This window comes from Embleya sp. NPDC001921 (genome assembly GCF_053594475.1).
The window spans coordinates 1-17,212 of sequence record NZ_JBSFEO010000074.1; the positions used below are offsets into that span (position 1 = coordinate 1).

The window sequence follows — 17,212 nt, forward strand, 5'->3', positions numbered from 1 at the left end:
GGTCGGGGCGGCGCTCGATCTCGACCTCGCCCGCCCATACCGTCAGCCAGCCCTGGATCGGGCCCAGGTGTGCGGTCTGCGCGGCGAGTTGGAAGCCCTGCTGAACGCGGCGATGACGCTTGAGCCCGCCGAACGCGCAACCATCGGCGTGCTCGCCGGACTCCCCGGCACCATGCATACGTGACCGCGACGGAATCCGCCGGCCGCCTCCCGCCCGCTCTACCGCGGTGCCGTTGACGGCGTTGGCGAATTCTCGGGGCCCTCGAAGTCCCGCGCGGGCACGGCGAGACCGCGACCGTGTTCGACGGATGGGCGAGGACGTTCGGCTCGGGGCCGGTGGCCACCCCGGGGCGCGCCGGGCGAAGTTGCCGGCGCAGCGGATCGCGGCGTTGGACGTGCTTGGACCTGTTGACGATGAAGAACGGATACGCCGGGCGGGCCGCTTTCAAATATTCGACCTCCCGTGAGGCGCCTCGCCCGGCCCCGCCGGCTGTCGGGGTCCGCGCCGCCGGAGGGGAACGGGTGAGGAGACGAGCCGTTGTTCGTCGTGCCTCGGCAGGGCCTCGGGCAGGGCGAGAAGGAAGGACGTCTCCCCGCACCGAAGGATGCGTGCGCATGGTTCGCCACGCGGCCGCTCGGGTGACGGCCGTGATTACCCGAAGTCCCGACGTGTTGCCTTCCGTGGCTGGGAAAGTCGTCCGTTGGCGCCGGCTTTCCCCGTGGTCGACGCTCGCGCGGTCCGACGCCCGCTCACCCCGTCCGGCCGTCGGGCCGCGCTCTTGCCGGCCTGCCCGGGAGGATCGGCCCGGTGATCCGGCTCGGTGGTCGTGAACGGCGCGGAGACGGCGTAGGGGTGCCGGGGCGCGCCCACGTCGCTCTTGCGCGAATCTCGCAGGTCTCGGTCGGTGCGCGGCACCATCGATCGTTTCGGATCGATCGTTTCGGGTGGTTACAGGAACCGCCTGATGGGGAGGACCGCCGTCTCCCGCAGGCGTTGCCCGGCGGGCCGACGCTGCCAGCGGTCCGGATCGATGGTCACGCTGCGTTCGAGGTCCGCGTCGTAGTCCCGGTCCAGTTCCGCGGTGAATGCCTCGTCCAGGACGGCGAGCATGACTTCCTCGTCGTGGTCCATGGAGCGGCGGTTGAAGTTGGTCGAGCCGATCAGCGACGCCACTCCGTCCACGGTCATGATCTTGGCGTGCATCATGGTCGGCTGGTACTGGCGGATGCGCACGCCCGCTTCGAGGAGTCGGCTGTAGTGGTGCTGGCCGGCGAGTTGGCAGGCACGTTGGTCGGTGTGGGGGCCGGGGAGCAGGATTTCCACCGTGACGCCGCGGCGGGCTGTGGCGCACAGCAGGTCGACGAAGTAGGCGTCCGGGGCGAAGTAGGCGGTGGCCAGGCGAAAACGTTGTTCGGCGGAGGTGAGCATGACGCGGATGAGGGTTTGCATGTCCTGCCATCCGACGCCGGCCGAGCCGCGCACGACCTGGACGATCGAGGTCCCGACCTGGTCGTGTCCGGTGAAGCGGTCGCGGTCGTCGAAGAGTTCGTCGTGGCATTCGGCCCAGTTCTGGGCGAACGCGGCGGCGATCCCGTCCACGGCCGGGCCCCGGACCTTGACGTGGGTGTCACGCCACTCGTCGGGGGTTCGGGCGTCGCCGCACCATTCCTCGGCGATGCCGACGCCGCCGGTGAAGGCGGTGTGCTCGTCGACGACGAGGGCCTTGCGGTGGCAGCGATGGTTCTGCTTGAACGGCGACAGCCACAACGGCTTGCGGAACCAGGCCACTTGTACACCGGCGTCGTCCATGACGTCGAGGAGGTCCCGCTCGATCTCCTTGGCGCCGAAGCCGTCGAGGAGCAGCCTCACCCGCACGCCTGCCCTGGCCCGGTCGGCGAGCGCGGCGGCGAAGTCGCGGGCGATCCGACCTCGCCAGTAGACGAAGGTCATCATGTCGATGGTGTGCTCGGCGCCGCGTATCGCGTCGAGCATGGCGGGGAAGATCGCATCACCGTTGCGCAACGGTACGAGTTCGTTGCCTTCGGTGGCCGCCATTCCCAGCAGGCGCTCCAGTCGCCGTCGCAGGCGCTGTTTGCGGGCCGGTACATCCGGTACATCGCGCCGAGCCGTCACGTCGGTGGCGTCGGCGTGTTCCGTGTTCTCCCGAATGCTCATGCGACACCTTCCGACAATTGGGATGGCGAGCGCGTCGGCCATCCGCGGACAGATCAGCAGCGGGGTGATGGTGCCCGTGTTCATCGCAACGACTCGGCCGATGCGGTGCGTGGGAAGTTCGCCACGCGCGGTCGCGAACGAGGCGACGCGGTCGTTCCCCGCGCGTCACGTACCCCGATCGGGTTTCAGTCGGCGAGGAGTTGGGTGCGCAGTCCGGTCAGGGTGCGGGCCAGGAGGCGGGAGACGTGCATCTGGGAGATGCCCAGGCGCTCGCCGATCTGGGACTGGGTCAGGTCCTGGCCGAAGCGCATGGACAGGATCTCGCGCTCGCGCTGTGGGAGGGCCGCGATCAGCGGCTTGAGGGCGTACAGGTTCTCGGCGAGGTCGTATCCGGGGTCGACGAACGAGGCGCGGGAGGCGTGGACCTCGGTGGGGCCGTCGTCGCCGGCCGGGGCGTCGAGGGAGGTTGCGGTGTAGCCCGCGGCGGCGGCGAGGCCTTCGACGACTTCCTCGACGCCGATACCGAGCCGGTGGGCGAGTTCGGCGGGGGTGGGTTCGCGGTCGCGTTCGGTGGTGAACGCGTCGCGGGCCTTGGCCAGTTCCAGGCGCAACTCCTGCAGACGTCGCGGGACGTGCACGGCCCAGGAGGTGTCGCGGAAGAAGCGCTTGATCTCGCCGGAGATGGTGGGAACGGCGAAGGTGGGGAACTCGACGCCGTAGGAGGGGTCGAAGCGGTCGATGGCCTTGATCAGGCCTATCGTGCCGACTTGGACCATCTCCTCCGTGGTCTCCGGACGCGAGCGGAACCGCCCCGCGACGAACCGGACCAGGGGGATGTTGAGTTCGATCAGGGTGTTGCGCACGTACTGGTACTCGTGCGTCCCCTCCTCCAACACCCGCAGCCGGTCGAACAACACCTTCGACATCGCCCGCGCGTCGGTCGCCGAGACACCGCCCGGGTCGTCGACGAACGGCAGATCGACGAGCGCGCCGTCCTCGGCGGCGGTCGCGGTCGCGTCGGGGGCCGGGAAGGCGGTCGCGGCGGTGCGGTTCATCTCGGCGTCCTCCTGCTTTCGGGTCGACTGCAAGCCGGAGCATTGTGCCCCACATCGTGGGGCGTACACCCGTTCGGGGGTCGGATTCCGCGCCGCCGGCAGTGACGCGTCCCTCGTCCCGCCGGGTCGACATCCGATGCGGCGTTCACGGCGTCGAGCGCCAATCACTCGATCGGTGACGCTTGAGGCGCGGGCCGCCGGGCAGGTGTGCGGGCACGACGGTGTCGGCCTCGGGGAAGGATCGCGGGTGGGGTACGAACGGCTAGGTCACAGCCCCTGCGGTGGGTTGGTGGCCTCCTGCTCGGATCCCGCGCTCGTGGACCGTCCGGACGGGAACCCGCGCGAGTCATTGCGCGCCCGGGCCCGTATGCCAAGGTCGAACCCAACTCACGTCCGCCGTCGGCCCGTGCCCGGAGGAAGGTCATGATTCGACTTCGTCGTTGCATCGTCCGCCGGCGCGTGCCACGACAGTCCGGCGCCGCCGCCCTGGCCCGCAAAGCTGTGGGGACCACTCTCGCCGACTGGGGTTGGGACGAGGACCGCGCCGCGGTGACCGTCCTGGTCCTGTCGGAACTGTTGACCAACGCACAGGTGCACACCGTCGGAGACGTGGTCCTGTTCCTGCGCCGGACCAGGCGCGGGGTGCGGCTGTCCGTCACCGACGCCGACCCCCGGATGCCGACCCAACGCGACACCGGCGCCGAGAACGAGGGCGGCTTCGGCCTGTACATCCTCGACACCCTCACCACCGACTGGGGCGTTCGGGCGCGCCGAGCCGGCAAGACCGTCTGGGCCGACATCGACGGCCCCGCCCCGGCAAGAGCCGCCACCCCGGTGCCGGAGCGCGCCCGATCCGCAACCGCCTCGATTCGTGCGGTCCTTCACCGGGGACGCCGGGCGGGCCTGGCAGGCTTGGCTGCGGCCCGCGGAGGATCCCGACCGCCTCGATCGCGGGTGTGGGTGCGACGGCGGGTCGGCGCGATCCGCTCGTCGGCGCGCGGGTGGGAGCCGGCGGCAATGCGATACGTGCGGCGGATGGGCGCGGGGCTTCGCATCTGATGCCGGTGGACGTCCTGGCCATGGATTGACCCGGGGAGTGGGCGCCGGGCCGGGCACGGGGTGGTTCCCCGGCTCGCCGTGATCAGGTACCGGCGCAGTGCCATATCAGGAGCAGGATGGTGGCGTCGTCCCGGAGACGGCGGTGGTGGCATTCGCGGATCGCCCGGATGAGGCGGCGCAGGGTCTCGGGCGCGGCCGGGCCGTCGCTATGTGGCGGATGGCGAAGTCGACGAACGCGGTCCGGGCCGAAGACCTCGCCCCGGGGGTTGTGGGCCTCGATGACGCCGTCGGCGAGCCGAACCGAACGTATCCCGAGCGCCGAGCGAGCAAGGAAATCGCTCCCTCGGCGAACCCCGCACGCACCCGGGGCGGGTCGTTGGCGAGCGGGATCCACGAGTCGCCCCTCCTGCGTTGGCCGCAGAGTTGCCCCGGCGCTGGAGACGAACCCTCCTCCGTCGTGCCCTCCGCCCGTCTTCCAAATTCGAGTATCGGCGCCCGCTCGGAAGCCTGGGGCCGTTACGACGGATGCGCGTCGTCTACAGGTCGATCTCGCGGCCGGCGATGCCCTCACGGCCTGCCTTCCGCCTCCTTCGACAGGCGCCTGGGCAATGTGTGCGGCGACCGGGTCCCGCACGAGAGCGCGTGGAAGGCTCCGACGACACCAACAGAAGCCTTGGAGAAAGGGGATGGCCTCGACGCCTCCCGGGTCGGGCGCGACGACCGCTATTGCGGACGCACTTCGCGAGGGCCTTCGGGTGGCACGGTCGAGGGGTGAACGTCTGCGCGGTGTGCGGCGCACTCCGCGCCGGATTCGCCGGCGGGAAAGGCGTTCGTCCCGTTCCGGATCGCGCCCGGCCAAAAGAACGCCTTTCGCAGGCGTGCAGCCCGAAAGGCGGGGCACAAGCGGGTCCGTGACGGACACGACGGGTCGGAGGTAAGACGAAAATGACTCCCCTGCTGCTGGTCCTGCTTCTTGCTCTGATCCTCTTCGGCGCCGGTTTCGCGTTGAAGGCGCTGTGGTGGTTGGCCGTGATCGTCCTGGTCGTGTGGGCTCTGGGCTTCGTCTTCCGCTCGGCCGGCGCCGGAGGCGGCCGCGGCCGTTGGTACCGCTGGTAGAAGCGCGGCCTCCGGGCGATACCGCAACGCGTGCGAGGGGTGGTGCCCGACCCTCCGAGTCGGGCACCACCCCTCGCACGCTGCGCGTCTCCTGCCCCCGACGGGCGCGTCGCGGCCTGCCGCGCGAACGGCCAACGGCTTTCCTCGGCCGGGCGCATCCTGCGAGGCCGCCCCCGCTCCAGCCCCCAGGGCGCCGCTGGAGGGTCGGGGTTCGGCGGTGTGCGAGGTGAGCAGGAGGGCGGCCTCGAGGGGGGAGCCGGGCGAGGTCCAGGCGCTCTCGTCCGGCGAGTTGGCGGCCCAGCCCGGAGAGCACGACGCGAACCGCGTCCTCGGCCTGGGTCCGGGTGCGGTAGGCCCCTTCGAGACGGACCCTGTCCACCGGTTCGGTGTAGGTGCCCACCGTCGTGGTCGGAGAGGATTCGTTCTGGGTGTGCATCGTCGCGGATCGCCTTTCCGGGCTCGGAGCCGGCCGGTGTCGGGGTCGGTCGGGGTGGGGAGTGCCCTCTGCGCGGCGCGCGACGGACCTTGGAGTCGTCGTCTTCGCATCGTCGGGCGGACCGATGGCGCTTGCAGCGGACCATCGAATCACCGATCCGGCTGTGCCCGGCCCGACCCACGATCGGGCGGCACGCGGCCGGATCGGGCCTCGGATGCGGTCCGTCGGTGGCCGGCGTTCGGCATCGGGAAGAATCCGGGTCTTTTCGATCCGGCGCCGGCGGCGCGGGCGCGGGAGATCACGTCGGGCGGCGGGTTCCCGTTCTCGATGACGACGGCCTGCTCGGGAAGTCGAGCATGTCCCGGTAGAGGTGTTCCACGACGTTCGACGTCAGGTCGACGTCCTCGCCCACGGGTTCGCTGACACGGATCGACAGCGACGTCGACACGGGCACGGCCGATCGGCCGCGTCGTCGGCACGTCCACCCGTACAACCGCGATGAGGAGCGCGACAGGCACCACGCGTGGACGACATGTCCCCGAACGCGCCACCGGAGAGACCCGAACTCCCACGGAACCTCGTCGGCGGCGATGGCGGCACGCGCGGGCCGGGGTCCTCGTGCCGATCCACATCGCGGGTGAGCCAGGTCATCGGGAGAATCGCCGCCGTGGCTTCGGGGTTGTTTCGCTGGTCGGAGCGCTGCGGGGCGGCAGCGGCAGGAAGCCGCTGGTGCGGTTGGCGTACTCGGCCCAACCGGGTCGCTCTGCGCCCAGTTGCCGCTCGAGCATCGGCTTGCCACTGCCGAAAGCGAGCAGGTAGGTCATCAACAGCGGACTGAGGACGAAGGCCCAACCGACGGTCGTGTCGGCGGCGAGCAGGAACAGACCCCACCACACACAGGCGTCGCCGAAATAGTTCGGGTGGCGCGTGTAGCGCCACAGGCCGCGGTCCATGATCCGATCCCGGTTGGCGGGCCGGGACTTGAACCGCGCGAGCTGCCGGTCCCCCACCGCCTCGAAGAACAGGCCGACCGCCCACAAGGCGCTACCGGCCCAGGCGAGCGCGCCGGGTGCGAACGAAACGTACTGCGCTGCCTGCACTGGCAGCGAAACGAACCACACGATGGTTGCCTGGAGCAGGTAGACCATCCGCAGCGCGTATCGGGTGCGGGCCGGGCCCTCGGGGGCCCGCGAGAGCATGCGGGCGTAGCGGCGGTCCTCCGGTGCGCCCCTGGCTCGCCACCAGATGTGTGCGGACAATCGAGTCCCCCACAGCACGACCAGCACGGTGGCCAGTCTTCGACGCGTCGGATCCCCGTGCCCATCGGACAGGACGTACCCGGTGGCCGCCACGGCGGCGAACGCCAACCCCCAGGCGACATCCACGCCTCGGTGTCGCCCGGTGCGCGCACCGACGATGAACGCGGCGAGGAAGACGCCGAGGGCGACCGCGGCGGTGACGGCGAGGTTGGCCGCGAAGGCGCCCTCGTTCACGGTGGCTCCTCGTATCGACGGGTGGCGAGAACTCGATCCCTGGAGAGCGTGGACGATTCGCCCGGTCGAGACGTCGGACGGATCGCCGAGTGTGTCGTCGCGTTCATGCCGTCGATTCCTCGCGGGTCAGCACGAGTTGGTGGACGTCCAGGTAGCCGCTGCGGAATCCGGCTTCCGAGTAGGCGAGGTACAACTCCCAGGTGCGCCGGAAGACCTCGTCGAAGCCGAGGGCGGCGATGTCCCGAGTGTGTGTGGTGAAGCGCTCGCGCCACAGTCGCAGGGTCTCGGCGTAGTGCGGTCCGTACGCCTGGACGCTCACGACCCGAAGCCGGGTGTGGTAGGCGGCGCTCTCGGTGATCGCCCGCACGGACGGGATGAGGCCCCCGGGGAAGATGTACTTGAGGATCCAGGTGTGGGTGTCGGCGGCGGCGAGCATTCGGTCGTGCGGCATGGTGATCGCCTGGAGGGCGACCCGGCCGCCGGGTGCGAGACGGCGGTCGAGCGTGGTGAAGTAGTCGGGCCAGAACGGCCGGCCGACTGCCTCGATCATCTCGACGCTGACCACGGCGTCGTAGATGCCTTCGGCTTCCCGGTAGTCGCAGAGCCGCACCTCGGCCCGGTGTTCCTGTCCGGCGTCGGCGATCCGCCGCCGGGCCGGGGCAAGTTGCTCCTCGGAGAGGGTAAGGCTGACCACCCGGGCGCCGCGGGCCGCGGCGCGCGCCGCGAGTTCGCCCCAGCCGGTGCCGATTTCCAGCACCCGGGTGCCGGGGCCGACGTGCGCGAGGTCGAGCAGTCGGTCGATCTTGCGGTGTTGCGCGGCGGACAAGCCCGCGGGAGTCGCCGTCGGCTTCGTGTCGGGGCCGGTCGGGAAAAGTGCCGAGGAGTAGGTCATGGTCGAGTCGAGGAACAGGGCGAACAGTTCATTGGAGAGGTCGTAGTGGCGGTGGATGTTGCGTCGGGCGTTCGCCGCGGTGGGCAGGTCCTCGCGCGGCGGACGTCGCACGTAGAGCCGCCGCAGCCGTTGCGCGACCGCGGGTACGAGGGTCTGCGGCGCGGTGGCGAGCGTGGTGAGGAGGGCGACGAGGTCGGGGCTGTCCCAGTCGCCTGCCTGATAGGCCTCGCCGAAGCCGATCAGCCCGCTCTCGCCAACGCGGTGCGCGAACGCGCGTGGACGGTTCAGACGCAGCACCGGCGCGCCGGATGGGGCCGGGCACAGGGTGCGGCCGTCGGGACCTTCGATGTGGAGGGCACGTCGGGCGGCGACGCGGCACAGGAGGCGTTCGGCGACGGCCGCACGCAGTGGGACGTTCGGTACACGGGCGACGTCGGGCCAACGGTCGGGGTGGACGACAGGCGTCGGCGGGGCCTGTGTGGTCACGGGGTGGGCACCTCTTCCGTGGGCGTGGGGTTCTCGGTCGATGGGTCGGAGCCGGGCCCGGGGTGCACGGGGAGGCCGCGCAGCCACAGGCGTACGCCCCGGTAGCGGATGTGCAGGCCGACGGCCCAGGTGGCGAAGGGGTGGGTGAGCGCGGCCCGCAGCAGGGCGGCGGGGCCGGCGGGCCGGCCGATGCCGTGGACGCCGGCGGTGAAGGCTCGACCGCCCGCGCGTTCGAGGTGGACGGTCAGGTCGAGGCGCCGGCCCGGTTCCGGGAGGACCATCCGGTAGTGGCCGTCGATCGGGAAGAACGGCGAGACGGGAAATTCCTTGGGTGTCCGGGTACGGCCGGCGGCATCGGGGCGCAGCAGGTAGCGGTGTCGGCCGCCGTAGGTGTTGTGTACCTCGGCGACCGTGCACAGCGGACGGCCCTCGTCGTCCCGACACCAGTACACCGTCAGCGGGTTGAAGACGTACCCGAGGGACCGCGCCTGGGTGAGCATCAGCACTCGGCCGGCGCCGAGTCGCACGCCTCGCGCGGCGAGGTGGCGCTCCAGGTCCTGACGGATCGTCAGTCCCGGGTGGGCGGCGTCCTGCGTGTGGTCCCTCGGCCGAAATCGCGCCAGGAATCGCAGCGGCCGGGGCACGACCGGGGGCCGGTCCGGGTCGATCAGCCACAGGTATCCGCGATGGTGGAAGGCGGATCGGCGGGGCGTGGCGCGCACGTGGGTGATGCGGGTGTCGTAGAGGACGGCGCCCCAGGGTCCGGGCAGCGTGTTCACGGCGCGCTCACCCCGAGCAGGGATCGGGCCGCCACGACGCCGGAGTGGCAGCCGTCCTCGTGGAAACCCCAGCCGTGGTGCGCGCCGGCGAAGGCCGTGCGGCCGGTGGTCAGCTCGGGCAGGCGACGTTGGGCGGCGACGGCGCGCGCGGTGTAGACGGGGTGCTCGTACACGGTGCGAGAGAGCACCAGATGCCCGGGGATCGGGTGTCGCGGGTCCTCGTTGAGGGTGACCAGGTAGTCGCCGGCGGTGTCCAGGCGCAACAGTCGGTTGAGGTGATAGGTGACCCGCACCCGGTCCGAGGGCGCGCTGCAGTGGGGCATGCGGTAGTTCCACGAGCCGCGGGCCGACCGCGCGTCGGGCAGGACAGTGGAATCACGGTGCAGCACGGTGGGGTTGCGCGAGTAGGTGAAGGCGCCGAGGATTTCCCGCTCGTCCGGGGTCGGGTCCGCGAGCAGCCGCAGCGCCTGGTCGGCGTGGGTGGCGATGACGACGGCGTCGACTCGGGTGTGGTGTCCGGCGTCGGTGACCACGGTGACGCCCTCGATGTGGCGACGTACCGCCCGGACCGGTGCGCGGCGGTGCACGGCGGTGAGGCGCTCGGCGATCTTGTCCACGTAGGTGCGGGAGCCGCCGACGACCGTGCGCCAGGTGGGCGAGCCGCTCACGCCGAGCATGCCGTGGTTGGCGAGGAAGACGAACAGATAGCGCGCGGGGTAGTCGCCGGCCAGGTCGGGGGCGCAGGACCACACCGCCGAGACCACCGGGGTGATGAAGTGGTTCGCGAAGTAGGGCGAGAACCGCTCGGTCGCGAGGAATTCGCGAAGGGTGGGATCACCTGCCGCGGGGTCTGCGAGCAGGCGGCGGGCCGCCCGGTGGAAGCGTGGTACCTCGGCGAGCAGCCGCAGATACCTGCCACGCAGCGCGACCCCGGGCCGACCGAGCAGCCCGATCGGGCCGCGGGCGCCCGCGTATTCGAGGCCGCACCCGTCGCAGTGCACCGACATGCTCATGTCGCTGTCCCGGGTACGGACGCCGAGTTCCGTGAAGAGTCGGATCAGGTGCGGGTAGGTCCGCTCGTTGTGCACCAGGAAGCCGGTGTCGAGCGCCGACACCCGGCCGTCGGGTTCCACGACCGTCTGGGTGTGCGCGTGGCCGCCCAGGCGCCCGTCGGCCTCGAATAGTTCGACGTCGATGCCCGCCCGGGACAACTCGTACGCGGCTGTGAGCCCGGCCACCCCGGAGCCCACCACCGCCACCCGGCGTCTGCGCGCGCCACCGCGAGCGGGTGGATGGCCCCCGGAGGTGGAGACGGTGTCGAACATCGATGCGATCGCCCCTCGCGTCGTGACCGCGTCGCGGTCGCCGCGGTCGCCTGTACGGGTTCTTCGGGGCCGACCGGCGCGCGGATTGGCCCGACTTTCGTATCGCACGGACCGCCAAGGCCGGCCGGCCGCGCCCGATGACCTGCCGCCGGCCGGTGCGTCGTGTCCCGCTCCTCGGGTCGAGATGCGACTCTTCGACGACCTCGGCCGACGGCGTGGCGCTTGCCGAGCGGCGGAAGGGCAACGTCGTGTCCTCGGTATCGTCGTAGAGCGGGCCTTCTCCTGTCCGCCTGGGCGGGCTCTTCGGCCGGGTGCGCCGTTCGAGCTTCCCGATCCTTTCGGGTGGGAAACCTGATCCACGTCAACGGCGGCGCCGGGTTGTGGTGAGGTTCGTGCCGGTGCCCAACGACCGGATCGGCGAGCAGTGCCGCCACCGTCCAGGGGGTGATCGGGAAAACGCGGTGACCGGACCGTCGCGGAGGCTGTCGTGCGTGTGCTTCGCGGGCACCGGGCACCAATCGGCGGGTCCGGTCGCGGTCGCGGGGTCGAACCCGCTTGCCGGAGCACGTCGTGCAGGCCGCGTGCCGGTCCGCCGCGCCCCGGCACCGCCTCCTATCGGACCGCCTCCCCCGCAGCCGCTCTCTTCCCGATCACCCCTGGACGATGCCGCGTCGAGCTCAGCCCTGTCGGTCGGTCACGGCCCGGGGCAGAGTGTGAACCAGTTCGTCCCCCAGACGCTTGAACTCGCGGCGCAGGAACGGGTCCGCAAGTCGGGCCAGGCCGTGAAAGCGGACGTGGGAACGGTAGGTGACCACGGTAGTGTTCCCACTCGGTTCCAAGGCGATGTCATCGATGGAGGTGGCCGTCTTGTTGGTGCCGACGAAGGTGAGTCGCGCGGGTTCGGAGCGGGTGAGTTCGTAGTCGAGTTCGGTGCGTCGGCCGCGGAACTCGGAGACGTTGTGCCATCGGGACGCCACCCCGAGGGGGCCGGTGTCGATCCGTGTGCACTCGCGTGTGCCGGGGTCCCAGTGCACGGCGTGGGCGAAATCCCGCAGATAGGGGACGACCTCGTCCAGCGGGCGGGGGACGGTGAACGTGCGTTGTACGTCTCGGACAGTGTGATCACCGGCGAGCTGTGAGGCCACCCAGTCGATGACTATTCGATCGTGGGGGAAGGAGTGTCGTAATATTGCCCAGGCCAGATCGTCTGATCCGAAGACACCGGGTGACTTGGTCAAGATGGCGAGGCAGTGGTCCCGGACTTGGGTGTCACCGTAGGCGGCTTCGGCGACAAGTTCGGGAGTGATCCCGGACCACAGGTCGAGTCCGCTGTCGTCCTTGTCGAGCAGGCCAAGGAGCCACTCGCGGTCGCCGGGCCTCCACGGTGGGTCGGCTCCGGGCGTCTTTGCGCGCTGGGCGGCCCGGGTTTCCGGGCGAAGGGACCGGTCTCTGAGCTGCGCAGCCTGTAGGCGGCAGCTGCGAGCACCTGGCGGAGTTCGCGAACCTCGATGCCGGTCTGGGGTCGCCATACGTCGCGTCGCCGGATGGCGGGATGCTCGTCGAGGAGCACGCTCACCAGGCGCCGGTACGCTTCCATGCGCCGGGTCGGCAAAGGTCCGCTGGACCACATGCCGGCGAGCATCAGGAGGAACAACGGTACTGCGGCGAGGGCCCGCAGGTCGGCGACCGCGTCGAGTTCCTCCCAGAAGTGCCTCGTGGTTCCGCTGATCAGGTTCGCCCCGTCGACGCGATCCCGGGAGTGACCGGCAGGTTGCGTCTGTTGCGCGGCGGCTTGAGAGGAGAAGGCCGCGTGGGCCATGCGCTTCTGCTGGGCGGCGGAGAGCGGTGCGAGGTTTCCCACACGCCGGCCTGCCAGCATTGTCAGCCTGGGAAGCGCGTATGGGCGGGTCGAAACCACGGCGGCGACGTCTCGGCTGCAGACGTAGTTCTCCAGGAGCGCCAGTGCGGGGCGGGCGGTGTCTTCCTGCGTCCATTCGTCGAGGCCGTCCACCACAAGGAGCAGGCGGTTGTCGGCCAAGGCCCGCGCAACGAGGTCGTGCAGGTGTTGGGCGGAGTAACGGGTGAGCCATGCCCGGGTGGCGGACTCGATCGAATGCTGTGTGTTCTCCCTCAAGTGCTCACAGAGAAAGGAGAAGGGCAGCCACACGGGCAGGCGCGACCCGAACTTCGTTGCCAGCGCCGCAGAGCGCGGTGTGTCGTCGAGGAGATCGGAGACCATGTGTCGCAGCAGACTCGACTTGCCCGCGCCCGGACCGCCGACCACGACGGACCGGTTCCCGTCGGCCAGCCATGTGTCGCAGGCCATCCGCGTGACGTCGACACGCAAGGCGCCGTCGACACGCGCCTGCCCCAACATCGCGTCCAGGGGCGGCAGCAACACCCCGTCATCCCGACCGGACGACCTCCCTGGCTGCCAGTCGACACCTTCGCGGGCCGCCACGCTGTACATCGGCGGGGGCAAGCCCCAGGGATCAGGCTTCGGTGGCGGATCCGGCCGCGCGTCGTCGGGCGCAGGCTCGGCCTTGGCGTCGATGCCGGTATCGGTGATGTCGAGAGAGACGAACTCCAGCGGCGCCACGGGGCCGGATGCGGCAGTCGGCGTGCGCAGCGCGGCACCGGTATCCTGGAGGGCGAACGCTGTCCGATACAGATGGCGCAGCCCGGAACGCAGCTGGGTCACGTCACCGCCGGGCAATCGACCCGCCAGGGCGGCTGCGGTGTGGCTGCCGCAGAACGCCTCCACCCACGCCCGGCCGAAGAAGTCGTCGACGTCCTCGGGCAGCTTTCGCAGCATCTCGCGGACGCTTTCACTGCCCCAGGGCTCCAGGGTGATGTGTATCGTCTCCAGACGATCTTTTTGCCGGTCTATCTCGTTCGCCAGTGCGGTGGGCCGCAGGGAATGGGTGGTGGCGAAGATGAAGGTCCGGGAGGTTTGGGCCCACTCCCCCTTGAGGAACTTGTCGACTGCCGTCTTGATTTGAGCGGCGGTCAGATTCGCAAGGCGTTTGGACTGCAGGGTGTGGTGTACCGGTGTCGTTGCCCTGCGGTGCCGTACAAGGTGGCGTACTCGGCTTGGCCGTCGCGCTCCGCGAGGCGGAGGAACAACCGTTCCACGTCTTCCCACGCCAGGTCACCCAGCGGCAGGTAGGCCGCCTTCGTCGCGACGGGAGAGGCGACGCCTCCGGTGGGCGGAACCCTCAACGTCGTCGGTACGGATGCCCGCGACTGCGTCGCACCGCCACTTGTCGCCACCCGCTCATCCTCGCACGCGCGCCGAAAGACGATGCCGGTTCACAACTGTTGCCCTCGCAAGGGTCCCAACACCCCCGACTTCCCACGACAAACTCGCCGGTGGCGAGAGCGGGTCCCGATGTAGACGAGCCCCTGCAGGACGCCCGCCGTCTCCTCGCCGGACGCCGGCGATGGCAGTGGCGGCGGCAACCGGACGCCGGACGCATCCCGTAGCACCACGGCTTCCTCACCAGCGAGATCCCGGGCGTCTCGAAAAGAATCACGGGTTTGCGGGGGCACGTCCGTCCTGCTCCGGCCGGGCCCGGGGCAGGAGTCTGCTACTCCGACGGTCGGTGACCCGTGAGTTCCTGCCACCGGTCACACGCTTCGCTCAGTTCGACGAGGGCCGCCTTCCGGTGGGGGTCGCGGCTCTGACTGGCCAGGACCTGGGACAGGTACCGACGGGCCGCGTCCAGGGAAGCGGTGTCGTGCCGAGCCTCGGCCAGCTCTTCCCGTCTTTGTTCGAGCCACGCGGGCAGGTGGGATCGGAAATCGTTCTCGTCCGCCACGGCATTTTGGATCTCCACCACGAAGTCCCGCACCAGGTCCTCGTCGAAGAACTGCACCCTCTCCGCCTCGTCCGTCGCCGCCGGCACGGGACGATGAGGGTACTTCGCCCGGTGCACCCTGCCGTCGGGCCGAGTCAGGTAGACGGAATGGGTGTGTCGGCCGGACTCGAAACGAGCCTGGAGGCCGGCGAGCGGAATCGTCCCCGCGCCGGACGAGACCACCGCGTGCTCGTAGAGCACGAGTTCGCCGACCCGACCTGTCAGCCGCACGCCCAGGCCCGGATCGCGGAGATCCTCGACCGCCCGCTTCAGCGCGTCCACCCGTCGGTCGTACTCGGCGCTCTCCGCATCGACCCGTTCCCGCGCGGCCGCCTCCAGCTTGCCGGACTTCTTCTGCACCCCACGCAACTCCCGCCGTGCCCGGGCCAGATCCTCTCGATCGTCCGCGTAACGCGCGTCGAAAGCGAAAGCCCACCCCCCGGGATACCTGCTCCGCCTCCAGACCACCAGGGCCACACCGCCCAGCAGCACGAACACGACCGCGCGCACACCTTCCACCCCGCCCCTCCTCGATCGTCGTCCAACGCACCCGCTCTGTCATACCGGCCGGAATCCGACGACGTGAGTGAATCGACCAAGAAGGCAATCGCACGAGAACCCGCCGCGAGACCCGGCCGACCGGAACGGGCCGCATGACCTACCACCCAAGGGCCGACGGCACGGCCAAGCCCCCACCACGATCGATGCGAGGTCGGCGCGGGGGCGGCCGGCGTGGTCAGCGTCGATCTCGACAGCGGTGACGGCGCAGCCGCCCGCGGCCGGGAGCACGGACGGTGCAGTGGGCAGCGGGCCCGGGACCGGCGCGGCGGGCACGGGTGGTGCGTGGCGGGCACGGGTGGTGCGTGGCGGGCGAACCCGGAGACCGCGAACCCCGCCTGCTTCGTTGCCTCGACGAACACTGCGTCGGAGGGAGCCGCACCCCTGGGCGCCAGCCGTGCCGCCCTCGCCCAGGCCCTCGCCCGCGCGAGCACGAGAACAGAACCTCGCGACCCGTCCTCACCGCTACGGAGCCTCCCCCGACTCCGTGCCACAGAGCATCGCGCCCAAGCCGTGGCCACGCCGGTCTCGGCCAGGGGCGCTACACCCTCGGCTCCGGAAGCGAGACGGCATGACCATCGGCGACCATCACACGCGCCGCGTTCCCCGCGGGTGGGGGTCGGCGAGGTGGTGTTCGGTGCCGTTCGTGACGAGGCGTCGCCCGTGAAGGCCGGTTCCAGAACGCTCGGGGTCCCCGCTATTCCCAGGCGGTGAGCAGGTCTTGGGGTCCGTAGGCGTAGTCGATGCCTTGGGTGGTGGTGCCGGAGCGGCTGGCGGCGATCAGCGGGGTGTCGGGGCCGGCTCCGGGGAGGCGGTCGCGGCGGACGGTCAGTGCGGCCAGGTCGCGGTGGTCGAACGCCGCGCCTTCGAGCCATTTGATGGAGCCGACGGCGGCGACGTGTTTGGCGATGGGTGCGCGGTCGGCCGCGACGATGTCGATCTCGGGATCGTTGGTGCGGGTCCAGTAGCCGCCGAACGCCTCGCATCCCGGGGGGAGGCGTTCGGGCGGGAGCAGGGCGAGGGCCTCGCGTACCACGGGTTCGACGGCGCGGCCGCGCCAGCTGTTCCACGAGGCGCGCAGGCGTCGGTTGGCGCGGTCTCCGCGGCCGCGTTCGATCTCGGCGAGGTGCGGGCCCACGAAGGCCAGCCACAACCGCAGGTGGGGGTCGGTGACCCGGTAGCGGGTGTGCTTGTTCGCGGGTTTGGTCGACAGGGGTGTCTCGGCGGCGACGATGCGTTTGTGGGTCAGGAGGGTGAGGGCGCGGGTGAGGCCGGCGCCGGGGATGTCGCCGGCGGCGCGGGCGATGTTGGTGAAGGTGCGTTCCCCGCTGCCGATCGCCTCCAGGACCCGGCGTGCCTGGGCCTCGGTGGGGAATTCGGCGGCAAGGCTGCGTTCGCCCGACACCACCAGGGCCGAGAGCGGGTCGGCCAGGCAGGTGGCGAGGTAGGTGTCGGTGTCCGTGCCCGGTTCCCATTCCGCGCACAGCAGCGGCAGGCCGCCCGTGGCCAGGTACGCGTCGAAGGCCTCGGCCGCGGGAAGGTCGAGCATGGCGGCGACCTCGCGCGGGTTCAGCCGGGGGACGACCATCTCGGTGGCGCGCTGGTGGAACGGGCGTCCGTAGGTGCCCATCGCCTCCATCACGGCCAGGTCCGAGCCGATGCCGATCAGCAGCACCGGCTTGCGGGACAACTCGCGGTCGAAGAGCGCGTCGTGGCCGTTACCGGCCCCGCAAGGCTTCCTCGACCACGCCCTCGGCGACCAACGCCATCGGGTCGCGCGGTGACGGGGACGCCGCGCGCCCGAGCCGCGGTGAACGTCGCCCCCGGCCCGCCGGGCGCCGCGTCCGACGACCGTCCTGCCCCGAACCCGTCATGTATCCGATCCGACCCATGGACGGAATCGATGGGGGTGATTCGATACATCGAATGCCCGGGGCGAACGAGGCCTCCGGCTCGACGGCGCACGGCGGCGGCCTC

Annotated in this window: 14 protein-coding genes; 3 read left to right on the forward strand and 11 right to left on the reverse strand. The window is 70.7% G+C overall.

All coding sequences use genetic code 11. From position 1 onward, the window contains the following. Nucleotides 1-184, forward strand: a 184-nt coding sequence (locus tag ACWCPW_RS47605) for a hypothetical protein (RefSeq protein ID WP_449767892.1), incomplete at its 5' end; no start/stop codon positions are given. A gap of 765 nt (nucleotides 185-949) precedes the next feature. On the opposite strand, the gene ACWCPW_RS47610 is transcribed toward ACWCPW_RS47605, so the two are convergent. Continuing rightward, complete coding sequence (locus tag ACWCPW_RS47610) at nucleotides 950-2,176, reverse strand: phospholipase D-like domain-containing protein (RefSeq protein WP_449767893.1); 1,227 nt, start codon at nucleotides 2,174-2,176, stop codon at nucleotides 950-952. Nucleotides 2,177-2,361: 185 nt separating this feature from the next. Next, nucleotides 2,362-3,231, reverse strand: a complete 870-nt coding sequence (locus tag ACWCPW_RS47615) for an RNA polymerase sigma factor SigF (protein WP_449767918.1) — start codon at nucleotides 3,229-3,231, stop codon at nucleotides 2,362-2,364. A gap of 459 nt (nucleotides 3,232-3,690) precedes the next feature. On the opposite strand from ACWCPW_RS47615, the gene ACWCPW_RS47620 reads away from it, so the two are divergent. Beyond that, nucleotides 3,691-4,290: an ATP-binding protein gene (locus tag ACWCPW_RS47620; protein WP_449767894.1), complete on the forward strand. Its 600-nt coding sequence runs from the start codon at nucleotides 3,691-3,693 to the stop codon at nucleotides 4,288-4,290. Between the two features lie 82 nt (nucleotides 4,291-4,372). Here the strand turns inward: ACWCPW_RS47620 and ACWCPW_RS47625 are convergent, their stop codons facing one another. Then, nucleotides 4,373-5,212 carry a SpoIIE family protein phosphatase gene (locus tag ACWCPW_RS47625; protein ID WP_449767895.1) on the reverse strand — a complete coding sequence of 280 codons (840 nt, stop codon included), beginning with the start codon at nucleotides 5,210-5,212 and terminating at the stop codon, nucleotides 4,373-4,375. Nucleotides 5,213-5,235: 23 nt separating this feature from the next. Here ACWCPW_RS47625 and ACWCPW_RS47630 point away from each other — a divergent pair, with 23 nt between their 5' ends. Continuing rightward, on the forward strand, nucleotides 5,236-5,406 hold the full coding sequence (locus ACWCPW_RS47630) for a DUF5670 family protein (RefSeq protein WP_449767896.1): 171 nt from the start codon (nucleotides 5,236-5,238) through the stop codon (nucleotides 5,404-5,406). A gap of 1,083 nt (nucleotides 5,407-6,489) precedes the next feature. On the opposite strand, the gene ACWCPW_RS47635 is transcribed toward ACWCPW_RS47630, so the two are convergent. The 8 genes from ACWCPW_RS47635 to ACWCPW_RS47670 form a co-directional block, all read right to left on the reverse strand. Continuing rightward, nucleotides 6,490-7,335: a DUF1295 domain-containing protein gene (locus ACWCPW_RS47635; RefSeq protein ID WP_449767897.1), complete on the reverse strand. Its 846-nt coding sequence runs from the start codon at nucleotides 7,333-7,335 to the stop codon at nucleotides 6,490-6,492. A 103-nt stretch (nucleotides 7,336-7,438) separates the two neighbouring features. Continuing rightward, nucleotides 7,439-8,713 (reverse strand): class I SAM-dependent methyltransferase, encoded by a 1,275-nt coding sequence (locus ACWCPW_RS47640; RefSeq protein WP_449767898.1) that lies wholly within the window; start codon nucleotides 8,711-8,713, stop codon nucleotides 7,439-7,441. Then, entirely contained in the window at nucleotides 8,710-9,483 is a 774-nt protein-coding gene (locus ACWCPW_RS47645; protein WP_449767919.1) for a DUF1365 domain-containing protein, read from the reverse strand. The genes ACWCPW_RS47640 and ACWCPW_RS47645 overlap by 4 nt, the downstream gene beginning before the upstream one ends. A 5-nt stretch (nucleotides 9,484-9,488) precedes the next feature. Next, nucleotides 9,489-10,817: an NAD(P)/FAD-dependent oxidoreductase gene (locus ACWCPW_RS47650; RefSeq protein WP_449767899.1), complete on the reverse strand. Its 1,329-nt coding sequence runs from the start codon at nucleotides 10,815-10,817 to the stop codon at nucleotides 9,489-9,491. A 677-nt stretch (nucleotides 10,818-11,494) separates the two neighbouring features. Beyond that, nucleotides 11,495-11,962, reverse strand: a complete 468-nt coding sequence (locus ACWCPW_RS47655) for an SRPBCC family protein (protein ID WP_449767900.1) — start codon at nucleotides 11,960-11,962, stop codon at nucleotides 11,495-11,497. An 89-nt stretch (nucleotides 11,963-12,051) separates the two neighbouring features. Next, nucleotides 12,052-13,632 (reverse strand): NACHT domain-containing protein, encoded by a 1,581-nt coding sequence (locus tag ACWCPW_RS47660; RefSeq protein WP_449767901.1) that lies wholly within the window; start codon nucleotides 13,630-13,632, stop codon nucleotides 12,052-12,054. Nucleotides 13,633-14,407: 775 nt separating this feature from the next. After that, nucleotides 14,408-15,196, reverse strand: a complete 789-nt coding sequence (locus ACWCPW_RS47665; protein WP_449767902.1) for a hypothetical protein — start codon at nucleotides 15,194-15,196, stop codon at nucleotides 14,408-14,410. A 736-nt stretch (nucleotides 15,197-15,932) separates the two neighbouring features. Next, complete coding sequence (locus tag ACWCPW_RS47670; RefSeq protein WP_449767903.1) at nucleotides 15,933-16,925, reverse strand: ATP-binding protein; 993 nt, start codon at nucleotides 16,923-16,925, stop codon at nucleotides 15,933-15,935. Between the last annotated feature and the right edge of the window lie 287 nt (nucleotides 16,926-17,212).